Origin of the sequence: Photobacterium sp. OFAV2-7 (assembly GCF_022347985.1) — a bacterium.
Lineage (GTDB): Bacteria > Pseudomonadota > Gammaproteobacteria > Enterobacterales > Vibrionaceae > Photobacterium.
Genome location: NZ_JAKRFQ010000070.1, coordinates 1 through 10,996 on the forward strand (window position 1 = coordinate 1; position 10,996 = coordinate 10,996).

Consider the following 10,996-nt stretch of genomic DNA (forward strand, 5'->3'; position numbering starts at 1 on the left):
CGCTGGCTCACTCCCAACGGGCGAGTTTACTTTGCTTCTATGCGTTGTTACCGATTATTAATTTAGAGCCACTAGATTTTCTAATCGGTGCCTAGCCTACAAGCAAAGTAATTCTCGCTGAAACGAGCCTCTTGAGGTAGTTTGGGTATATCTCCTTTACCCATTATCTCGGTAGGTTATGTCCCACGACAAGAGCGATAGCACCCAACAAATTACAGCACTGAATCCACTGCTGCCAATACTCAGGTTCGTGAAGCCTTATAAAGCCATGGTTGCCGCCGCGCTTCTGGCCCTGCTAGTCACTGCCGTTATCAGCCTGTCGATAGGGCAGGGGGTGAAGATGATCATTGATAATGGTTTTATGGCGGGTTCTGAAGAACAACTGAGTCACGCTATAGGTGTGATGGTGGTAATGATTAGTATTTTGGCCGTTGGTACCTTTACCCGCTTTTATCTGATGTCCTGGCTGGGAGAGCGAGTTTGCGCCGATATTCGCAAGGCTGTTTTTGATCGCTTGCTCGATTTGCATCCTAGTTATTTTGAAGAGAACCGCAGCGGCGAGATCATGTCGCGGCTGACGACAGATACTACGTTGCTGCAGTCGATTATCGGTTCGTCTTTTTCGATGGCGCTTCGAAGCTTTCTGATGCTGGTGGGCGGCTTGCTGATGTTGGTACTTACCAACTTGAAACTGACGCTCATGGTGGTGGGCTGCGTACCTGTGGTGCTCCTGCCAATGCTTTATTACGGCCGCAAGGTTCGTCGCCTGGCAAGAGAAAGTCAGGACAGCATTGCCGATGTCGGTACCTACGCCGGGGAGATCATCCAGAATATTAAAGTGGTTCAGAGTTACACCCGGGAGAGTCAGGAAAAGAAAGCGTTTGGTGCCGAGGTCGAAAATGCGTTTTCAGTTGCACGGCAACGAGTGCAGCAGCGTGCTGTGCTTATCGCGGCGGTTATATTTTTGGTGTTTGGCGCTATCAGTATCATGCTGTGGGTGGGAGGTATGGACGTACTGGCAGGAAGGATCAGCGAAGGTGAACTGGCCGCTTTTGTATTCTATGCCGTAATGGTTGCGATGTCGGTGGCGACAATCTCTGAAGTTTATGGTGAGTTACAGCGGGCCTCGGGATCGGCCGAGAGGTTATTTGAGTTACTGGCGGTCGAAAGTGCTATACAGGCGCCGCAACAAGTGGAGAAAGTCGACTCGTCGGCTGATACTGTGATCGCTTTTGATGCTGTAACCTTCAGCTATCCGTCGCGCCCGAACAGTGCAGCTTTATCTGAAATTAACCTGATGATTAGAAAAGGGCAGGTCGTTGCATTGGTTGGTCCTTCGGGAGCCGGAAAAACGACGTTGTTTGAGCTGCTGCAACGTTTTTATGACCCGTCTTCAGGTGAGATCCGGCTCAAAGGGGCACCGATCCACAAGCTTGAACCCCAGGCACTCCGTCAGCAGATGGGGATGGTGCCGCAGCAGCCAATTATGTTCAGCGCAGATGTATGGCACAACATCCGCTATGGTCGTCCTGATGCCTCGGATGAAGAGGTTATCCTGGCTGCCAAGCGTGCCCATGCGCATGACTTTATTCTTGATTTGCCTGAGGGATACAAAAGCTATCTCGGTGAGCAGGGAGTGCGTCTATCAGGTGGACAGAAACAACGTATAGCCCTCGCCCGGGCTATATTGAAAGACCCGGATATTTTGCTGCTGGACGAAGCGACAAGTGCGCTGGATGCGGAGAGTGAGTTTCATGTTCAGGCAGCCCTAAATGAGCTGATGGAAAATAGGACAACCCTGATCATTGCCCATCGTCTTTCGACCGTCATTCATGCTGATGTTATCGTGCTCCTGGATCAAGGTCGTATAGTTGCCCAAGGGGCTCATTGGCAACTGCTTGAAGAATCTGCGTTGTATCAGCGCTTATGTGAGCTTCAGTTCGATACCTCTGATATCGAGAAATGACACCGAGAAAAACCGGCAGCTGTAGACTTCGCGGTCGAGCTGCCGTACCGGTGTATGGATTAACGAGTTATGCTCAGCGTTACAGCTTTGGCTGTAAACAAACCTGAAGGTTTGCTGGCCGCATAGTAATGGCAAACTCCTCTTCTACAGTGGGCGAGTTACTTGGTTTGGTGATGGTAAAGTGCCTACAAAGCATGGCAACGACCATTTTGGCTTCCATGAAGGCCAATGATTCGCCGGGGCAGTGACGCGCTCCGCCGCCAAAGGGAAAATGGCTGGTAGCTCTGTGCGGGCAGGCTTCATGGCTGAGTGAGTCTTCAAGCCAGCGTTCTGGTTGGAACTGTTTGGCATCAGGAAACAGGGATTCATTCAGGCCACCGAGCCGCGTCAGCAAGAACATGTTGGTTCCTGCGGGTAACTGGGTGCCGTCGAGCAGGGTTTGCTCGCTGGCTGTTTCCGCTGAAATCATAGGGGCGGTAGATTTCAGCCGTAAGGTTTCCCGGGCAACGGCTTCTAGGTATTTTAGATCTTCCAACCCTTCCACACACAGTGTACCGCCACTAGCCGCAATCACCTTTTCTGCTTCTTCGGCAATTTTGTGCTGAACCTCCGGCATCTGGCGGATAAAATACAACATCCAGGCGATAAGGTTGGAGGTCGTGTCCTCTCCTGCCAGAAGCAAGGTCAGAATGTTGGCAAACAGCTCTTCATTGCTAAGGCGGTTATCTTCATCATCAGAAGCCGCGACCATTGCTTGTAATATGGTCTCTGGCGAGTCTGCTAATTCGGGCTTTTGATGCAGTTCTTCACGTGTTTGTTCAACTATTTCAAGTGCATATTTTTCAACTTCGACCAATGCCTGGTCTAATTGACGGTCTTTTTTGAGCTTGATGTACTGCCAGTAAGGAAAGGGCATCTTGGTGCGGCTGTTAAGTTGAGGAAAGATCACTTCAAGGTGTGTTTGTAATCCGTCTTCGTCTTTCTCGAGCAAGCGAGTGTCATGCCCAAAAACTAGCGTTGTGGTGATATCAACGGTAAACCGACGGAGATCATCGTGGATATCGAGAGCCGTCGCCTGATTACTGCTGTGAAGTAGTCTGCGTCTGAGTCGTTCGGTAGTCTGTTCCAGTAACGGAAAGAAGGAAGCCAGGCTTTTCTTGCTAAAAGCCGGCATGATAAGCCTGCGTTGCCGCTTCCAGTTTTCACCATTGGCAGAGAGCACGCCGTGGATACCTAATTCTTTGAAAACGCGTTCCAGGTTGGCTGTGCGATTAAAAGCCTTTGGCCGTCGGCGTAAGATGTCTTTCACAATCATAGGATCAGAGATGACGACGAAGATCATGCCGGCAAGATCGACTTTGTAGGTATCGTCATAGTCTGTCGCCCATTTTTCCAGTTGCTGGTGGAGAGTCGTATTTTTTACTTGCAGGAAGTTACCGAGTACCGGCCAGCCTTTGGGCTGAGGAAGATCACCCAGTGTTCTTATTTCTTGCTGGTTGTTGCGTACTACTGATTCCGTCATGCCAGTTATCTCCGTTGTCGTTACCTACTTTGCAAGGGGCAAAGTAGATAATTTGAGTTGCATACAGATCGTACCAGTTGATAAGTATAGCCATGTTGCTGATATTTTCTTCAAAGAGGTGGGAAAACTGGCTCCTTTTATTTACGCCTTCAAATGAGAATGCTTATTTTTCAGTTTTATTGCCGCTACTGAGGGATCTGGCTGCATTATTGGAGTAACATGCTTTCATCGTCGCCCAAGTTATCAGTGTTATGGAAAATCTATCAGCGCAGAGTCCTCATCAAGAAGATGCATTGTCACGACTCAAGAAAGCATTTATTACCGGTATCTGGGCAACACTTGCCAGTATTTCAGTCGGTTTCTTGTTCAAAATCTGGTTGGCACAGTGGGTACCGAAAGGTGATTTGGCACTGTTTAACAGTGTGGTCGACATTATTTCACTATCCCTGATCCTGATGACAGGTTTTCGCTCGTCAATGGTAGTCAGCTACAGTCAGACTCAGAATGACCGCGATATTATTAATATTTTCCGATTTAGCCTGATTGTCATGGTGCTGATCACCTGGGGGTTAGTGATTCCGTATATCAAGCATGAGCTACATATTGATGTTGGGTATCTGGAGTTAGTCGGGGTCATTTTCAGTATGGGGCTTAAGGTTTACTTTACCAATCTGGTCGCCATGTATCGTCTCTACAGTATTTCTAACAAGGTGACCTGGCTTGAGCCTGTAGGCAACGTTGTTTTGTTCTTGCTTTGCTATTACGTACTCCGACTGGAAGCGCTGTCGTCTTTGTTTTATAGCATGAGCCTCTCTTCGTTGGGGATGGCGGCATTTATGTATATTCGCCGCCGAAAAGAGATCGCGACCCGGCCATTAGCAACGGTACAGCTTGATCCTGCGCTCATTAGTTACGTGAAAAAAAGTTTTACGGCCTCGCTGGAAGCCGGAGCAAGTATCTTGATGATATATATCACCGTATTGCTGACTATCAGCTATTTTAGCATTGACGAGTTAGGTGATTTTCAGGTTATTGTCCGTCCGGTCTTTACCTATATGACGATGCTGTTTGTGTTCCCGATATACCGTTTTGTATTGCCGGAGCTGGCTGTTTGCGTCCGCAAGGGGCAACATGATCAAATCAAAGCCATTCGACGCTGGGTCTTCAAGGTCGCCGGTCTTGTCTCTGCCGTGTTTTTTGTCACTATGCTTCTGTGGGGAGAGCATATTGTATTGTGGGTATTCCCGGCAGAATACAAAAGCGCTGTGCCGGTGTTGTTCCATTTCTCTATCTTTTTTATTTTCATGATGCTCAATGCCTATCAGCTTGCCTATATCAAGGCACACGGTAACTTCACTCAAAGTTTATTTATCCGACTGAGCGGGATCATTACTCTGGTTGGTGCGTTTTACTTGCTATCGCTATTTACCACCAATGTGGTGGCGATTATCGTCGCTCTTGGCTTGGGGTACTTGATGATGTTTCTTCTCTCTTCGGTTGCCGAGTATCGCTTAGTGAGAAGGTATCGTGGCATGGTGCCGGCATAATCAAAGTTACAATTTCACAATCAAGAGAAGCCTCATAGATGATTATGAGGCTTCATTGTTTTGGCCTGTATCTGCATGTGTTTCTTGCTTCTTTGTTATGGAAACCACCTGGACAGGGAAACTATTTAGGCTGCGGAACTATACGGATATAGGGTTTTGGCGCATCCCATCCATCTGGGAATTTTTGCTTGGCTTCCTCATCCGAGACAGCAGGAACGATAATGACATCTTCGCCCTGTTTCCAGTTTACTGGTGTGGCGACCTTATGTTTGGCGGTTAGCTGAATTGAGTCCAGCACCCTCAACACTTCATCAAAATTCCGTCCTGTACTCATCGGGTAGGTGAGGATGAGTTTGACCATTTTGTCAGGGCCGATGACAAAAACGGAACGAATAGTGGCATTGTCGGCGGCTGTTCTCTCTTTGGCATTTCCGCTGGCATTGGGGTGGATCATATCGTAGAGCTTGGCAACGTTGAGTTCGGGATCACCAATTAATGGATAGTTCAGCGCGTGTCCCTGGGTTTCTTCAATATCTCTTGCCCAGGCAGCATGGTCACTGACAGAGTCGATACTCAGCCCAATAAGCTTGCAGTTGCGCTTGTCAAACTCAGACTTTAAGCCGGCCAGATACCCCAGCTCTGTGGTACAAACGGGAGTAAAATCTTTGGGATGGGAAAACAGTATTACCCAATTGCTTCCAATCCAATCATGAAAACTGATGGAGCCTTCAGTGGTGTCGGCAGTGAAATCCGGGGCTTCATCTCCAATACGTAATGGCATGCTATGCCTCCGTCTACATCTTGTTTGGCTTGCTGTTTAAATGTAGTTCTCAAGTACCAGACTGCAAGCCGGAATGTCGGTTCGTAATAAGAAAAACAGTCATTCAGGTCTTGACTATTAGTCAGGTAAACGGGGTGGGGGATGCCAGGTTCATTAGTTACTAAATCAAGGGCTTAATGAACCTGGTGGGAGAGGTATTAGGCTAGTTTGAATTGGGCAACATTATCTTGCAGGCTAACAGCAAGTTGGCTCAGTTCGACACAGGCCTGGGCAGTTTGTCCGGCTCCAGAAGCGACTTCTGCGGAAGAGTGTCGCATGCTGTCTACATTGCGTCCTAGCTCTTCTGTCACCGCGTTTTGCTGACTGCAGGCGCTGGCAATTTGCATTGCCATAGACGCGATCTGGCTGACTTCCTGTTCGATTTGAGTGATATCATTGCCTGTTTGTTGTGATTGACCGACACAGCTGTTAATCAGGTGGCAACTTTGTTTGGTTGCTTCACCAGCTCCTTTGGCTCGGGATTGTAACTGTTCGATAATCGTGATGATTTCAGTGGTCGAGGCTTGTGTTTTACCTGCCAGTGAGCGGACTTCGTCGGCAACGACGGCAAAACCACGGCCTTGTTCGCCTGCACGAGCAGCTTCAATAGCGGCATTTAAGGCCAATAAGTTAGTCTGTTCGGCAATTCCGTTGATCACATCTACTACCATGCTGATACTGGCTGAGTCATTTTCTAACTGTTCAACCATATTGCCGGCATTTTCTATCTCTGTGGCGACTTGCTGGATGCTCTGAATATTCTGTCGAACATGTTTACCGCCTCGGTTGGCGTTCTCTGTGGCTGTAGAAGCAGAATGAGAAGCTTCATCAGTGTTGCTGGCCACCTCGTTGACGGTGGATTGCATTTGGTTCATGGAGGCGGCAATCGTACTGATTTCGTCTTGTTGCTGCTTCATGCCTTGCGATGTTTGCTCAGAAACGGCACTCACTTCTTCAATTGCTGCGCTGAGCTGGGTTACTGCACTTGAAATATCGTGGATCAAATCGCGAAGTCGGTCTTGCATTAATGTACAGGCAGAGGCCAGTTTGCCCAGTTCATCATTACCCATCGCAGTGAGGTTAATTTGATAGGTAAGATCTCCGGCGGCAATGCGTTCTGCCATAGCTATCGTTGTTTTGAGAGGTTGGCAGATTTGACGAGTAAGGAAGACGGTCATCGCAATCATGAAGACCAAAATTAATAGAATCCCGGCAATTGTCAGGGTGTTGGTCTGTGATACACGATCGAGGGTTTTTAGTCTGTCTTGTGCAGTGTAGGAGAGGTTAAGCTCAAACAGGCTTTGCAGGCTTTTATCTAACTCATTGAAATCATTAAGACTGTTTTGGGCAAGATCATTAGCCTTTTCTGTCTCTTTGGCTTTAATGGCAGCTATAAAAATGTCCTTCTGTGATTTGTAACTTTTCCAGGCATTCGCAACGGCATTAAAGTGTCGGACGTCCTCTTCACTCCAAAGGGTTTCCTCATATTGGGCGAGCTGGTTGTCCATCTCTGCTAGGCGTTGGTTGTAGCTGGAGAGTGAGGTGTTGATGTCAGGACGATGAATATTTGAAATGAAGTAGTACTGATCGCGTCGAATGGCTGTTGCATTGGCTTGCATGTCTTTGACTAGAACAATGCTTGGGAGTGATGTGTCGGTCAGAATGAGTATATTATCTTTTAGCTTTCCTATTTCCGATGTCAGAGACCACCCTAGGGCTGCAATTGCGATAGAGATAATGGTAAATACTGCGCCAATCTTTCTACCGACTGACAGATTCTTAAAGCTCATGTGTTCGAATTCCTGTTCTACTACGTATGACAATAAATTAATCTTGTTATGAAATTGGGCGCTATGTTAGATGTTGATTATGTTCGTTCAATTTATAAGAATGATAATTGAGGTGTCAATCACAACTTTAATTTATATAAATCAGAGGGGTAGGGGTAACTAGTAGCTTGTCGGTAGGATGGAAGATTAGCCCTTGCCAAATGGGGTATTATTGACGTAATCCGATCGGAGTGGCCGAAGAAAGGATTGATTAGGTGATACCAACCCTATTCATTGCTAAGTTATGTTCAACAACGATAGGCTTGGTATCTTTCTGACCGGAGGTTTGATTGTCGGTTAGGTTAAACAGAAAATGATGTCAGGCTAGTTTAAAACGAGCGACATTATCTTGCAGGCTGACTGCCAGTTGACTCAATTCTACGCAGGCCTGGGCTGTTTGCCCGGCACCTGAAGCCACCTCTGTCGACGATAAGCTGATGTTTTCGACATTGCGTCCGAGCTCTTCAGTGACAGAGTTCTGTTCGCTACAGGCGCTGGCAATTTGCATACTCATTGTTGCGATCTGGCCAACTTCCTGTTCGATTTGAGCGATATCATTGCCCGTATCTTGTGATTGCCCAACACATTCGTGGATAAGAGTGCAGCTCTGCTTGGTTGCTTCGCCTGCTTCTTTGGCTCTATTTTGCAACTGTTCAATGATTGTGATGATTTCACTGGTTGATGCCTGCGTCTTGCCTGCCAGTGAGCGCACTTCGTCGGCAACGACAGCAAATCCGCGGCCCTGCTCGCCAGCACGGGCAGCCTCAATAGCCGCATTCAGGGCAAGCAGATTGGTTTGCTCGGCAATTCCGCTGATCACATCGACAACCATGCCGATACTGGCTGAATCTTTTTCAAGTTGCTCAACCATATTGCCCGCATCTTCGATAACGCCAGCAACCTGCTGAATACTTTGCATATTCTGCCGTACCGTTTTGCCGCCGCGGCTGGCATTTTCGGTAGCTGTAGTCGCGGAGTGAGAGGCGTCTTCGGTATTGCTGGCCACTTCGTTGACGGTAGATTGCATTTGGTTCATGGCAGCGGCAATCATGTTGATTTCGTCTTGCTGCTGTTTCATCCCTTGCGATGTTTGCTCAGATACCGCACTGACTTCTTCTATCGCAGCGCTAAGCTGGGTGACGGCGCTAGAAATCTCATGAATTAAATCACGAAGTCTGTTTTGCATCGAGACACAGGCCGATGCCAGCTTGCCCAGTTCGTCGTTGCCCATAGCATTGAGATCAAGCTGATAGGTGAGATCGCCTGCGGCAATACGTTGTGCCATTTCGATTGTTGTCTTAAGCGGCTGGCAAATTTGACGAGTAAGAAAGATCGTCATGGCAACCATAAAGCCCAGGATGATGGCAATACCGCTTATTGTCAGAAGGTTTGCCTGTGATACGCGATCTAACACCTTCAATCTATCTTGAGCTGTATAGGACTGATTAAGCTCAAATAATGCCTGAAGACTTTCGTCTACTTTGAGAAAGCTGTCAAAACTGTCCAGTACTAGCTGGTTTGCACGTGATGTTTCCTTGGCTCTAATGGCCGAAATAAAGGCGGCTTGCTGTGATTTGTAACCCTGCCATGCATCGCTAACGGCATTGAAATGCTTGATGTCATCATCACTCCACAGCGTTTCTTCGTATTGTGCGAGCTTGTGATCCATTTCGCTTATCATTTTTTCATAATCACCAATCCAGGTGTTCATGCTGGGGTGGTTAATATTCGGAATAAGAGAAAATTGATCTTTGCGGATAGTAGCGGCATCCGTCTGCATGTCTTTAACTAATACAATGCTAGGTAATGACGTATCAGTCAGTACCAATACACTGTCTTTGAGTTTTCCGACTTCAGAAGTAAGAAAGCCTCCCAACGCAGCGACTGCGATAGAGATGACCATAAATACTGCGCCAATCTTTCTACCGACTGACAGGTGTTTAAAGCTCATAAGGTGAAATTCCCGATTTATTGCATGGGACTATGCTTAAGTCTCATTATGAAAGTACGTGGTATGTTATTGGTTGAATATGGGGGTTCAATTCATGGACTTCAGAATTGAGATATTCCTTCCAACTATAATTTGGCTGGAGTAGGGAAATATTGTGAAGTGCCGCTTGCTATATCTGGATTATTATTTCTCGCAATCCAAATGTGACAACATCGACACATTTTCTTATTGTTTATTACTGGAGAAATAGGTTTGAAATTGCTGTTTGTGAAAGAATATTCACGGTCTAAATACAGGCCAGAATTAAAGGTAATTTCTTTTACCTTACTGATTTTATAAATAACGCTCATCCCAGCTAAGCCTGTTGAAAAAAGGGTTATTTTCCGACTCAATAACACAATAATCAGTTTTAGCTATGGCTGAGTATTTGCTTTATTTTTAGAATGTGCGCGAAACATCATTTCAATCAATAAGAAATAAATCATTAAAAGGAAATGAGATGCGCAAGGTTCTATATCCAGTTACAGCTATGACTTTCATGACGTTTAGTGCCGTCAGTTATTCATCAGCTATTGATCAGACAGATACACTATCCGATATTATTCAGTCGACAACACCCTATTTTCAGCAAGAGTGCCATTTATACGGAAACGAAAGCTCATTACCGGAAAGCTGTAATTACTATGTCCTAAACCTGGCTGATATCAACCAAGAGCAGAGAAAGGTGTTCACCTATGAGCTGCTGGGCTTAGGGGTAGAGAGTGACGTTGTATTGGTGACCAAGCCAAATGATATCAAGAAAAGGGAAATCTACCTTCTTGATAACATGGATGAAGATTATATTGTTTCAAGCCTGGTTAATGACCTCAGTAAGTTGAGTAGAAGCCGGCGATCGGCTACTCAGGATAGCGGCAGTGTGATGGAGTTTGTTATTCATCGCCGTTTTAATGTCGAACGCCAGAACAAAGGGAATGTGACTTTAAAATATAAAGTGCGCTATTACAGCAAGTCCCCGTTTTATGCCCGCTCAGGTGACAAGGATAAATATGTAGAAATAGTACTGGCCGAAGGGTCTGGTGTAGATATGGGTATGGAAGGGAGTTGGTCAGATATTTACCGTCGTTGGTATCACAACAGCAACTCAAGCTACGTTTATAATGAATATCTGGATGCAGTTGATGTCGATATCAAAGTCAATGACAAAGAAAAACTGCAAGCAGGTCAAATATACCTGAATGACTTATACCCGAGAATGCAAGATCAAGTTGAGTCAAAAATCGAAAAAGAAACCAGTACTAATATCAAAGTGGGTTTGGGTTTTTCACCTAAGATCCCGATTAAGGATATTGAATATAGCTTTA

General features: G+C 46.4%; 6 protein-coding genes and 1 pseudogene. 3 read left to right on the forward strand and 4 right to left on the reverse strand.

Annotated features, from left to right (window positions below):
- Nucleotides 1-178: 178 nt before the first annotated feature.
- Nucleotides 179-1,966: an ABC transporter transmembrane domain-containing protein gene (locus tag MHN01_RS06875; RefSeq protein WP_239410639.1), complete on the forward strand. Its 1,788-nt coding sequence runs from the start codon at nt 179-181 to the stop codon at nt 1,964-1,966.
- Nucleotides 1,967-2,045: 79 nt separating this feature from the next.
- On the opposite strand, the gene MHN01_RS06880 is transcribed toward MHN01_RS06875, so the two are convergent.
- On the reverse strand, nt 2,046-3,488 hold the full coding sequence (locus MHN01_RS06880; protein WP_239410640.1) for a cytochrome P450: 1,443 nt from the start codon (nt 3,486-3,488) through the stop codon (nt 2,046-2,048).
- A 251-nt stretch (nt 3,489-3,739) separates the two neighbouring features.
- On the opposite strand from MHN01_RS06880, the gene MHN01_RS06885 reads away from it, so the two are divergent.
- A complete protein-coding gene (locus tag MHN01_RS06885) occupies nt 3,740-5,035 on the forward strand; it encodes a lipopolysaccharide biosynthesis protein (RefSeq protein ID WP_239410641.1) in 1,296 nt (431 codons plus the stop codon).
- 121 nt (nt 5,036-5,156) lie between these two features.
- Here MHN01_RS06885 and MHN01_RS06890 read toward each other — a convergent pair whose 3' ends face one another.
- The 3 genes from MHN01_RS06890 to MHN01_RS06900 form a co-directional block, all read right to left on the reverse strand.
- Entirely contained in the window at nt 5,157-5,816 is a 660-nt protein-coding gene (locus MHN01_RS06890; protein ID WP_239410642.1) for a peroxiredoxin, read from the reverse strand.
- Nucleotides 5,817-6,013: 197 nt separating this feature from the next.
- Nucleotides 6,014-7,645: a methyl-accepting chemotaxis protein gene (locus MHN01_RS06895; RefSeq protein ID WP_239410643.1), complete on the reverse strand. Its 1,632-nt coding sequence runs from the start codon at nt 7,643-7,645 to the stop codon at nt 6,014-6,016.
- A gap of 358 nt (nt 7,646-8,003) precedes the next feature.
- Nucleotides 8,004-9,635 (reverse strand): methyl-accepting chemotaxis protein, encoded by a 1,632-nt coding sequence (locus MHN01_RS06900; RefSeq protein ID WP_239410644.1) that lies wholly within the window; start codon nt 9,633-9,635, stop codon nt 8,004-8,006.
- 499 nt (nt 9,636-10,134) lie between these two features.
- Between MHN01_RS06900 and MHN01_RS06905 the strand changes: the two are divergent.
- Nucleotides 10,135-10,996: pseudogene (locus MHN01_RS06905) on the forward strand (hypothetical protein); the annotation flags it as partial.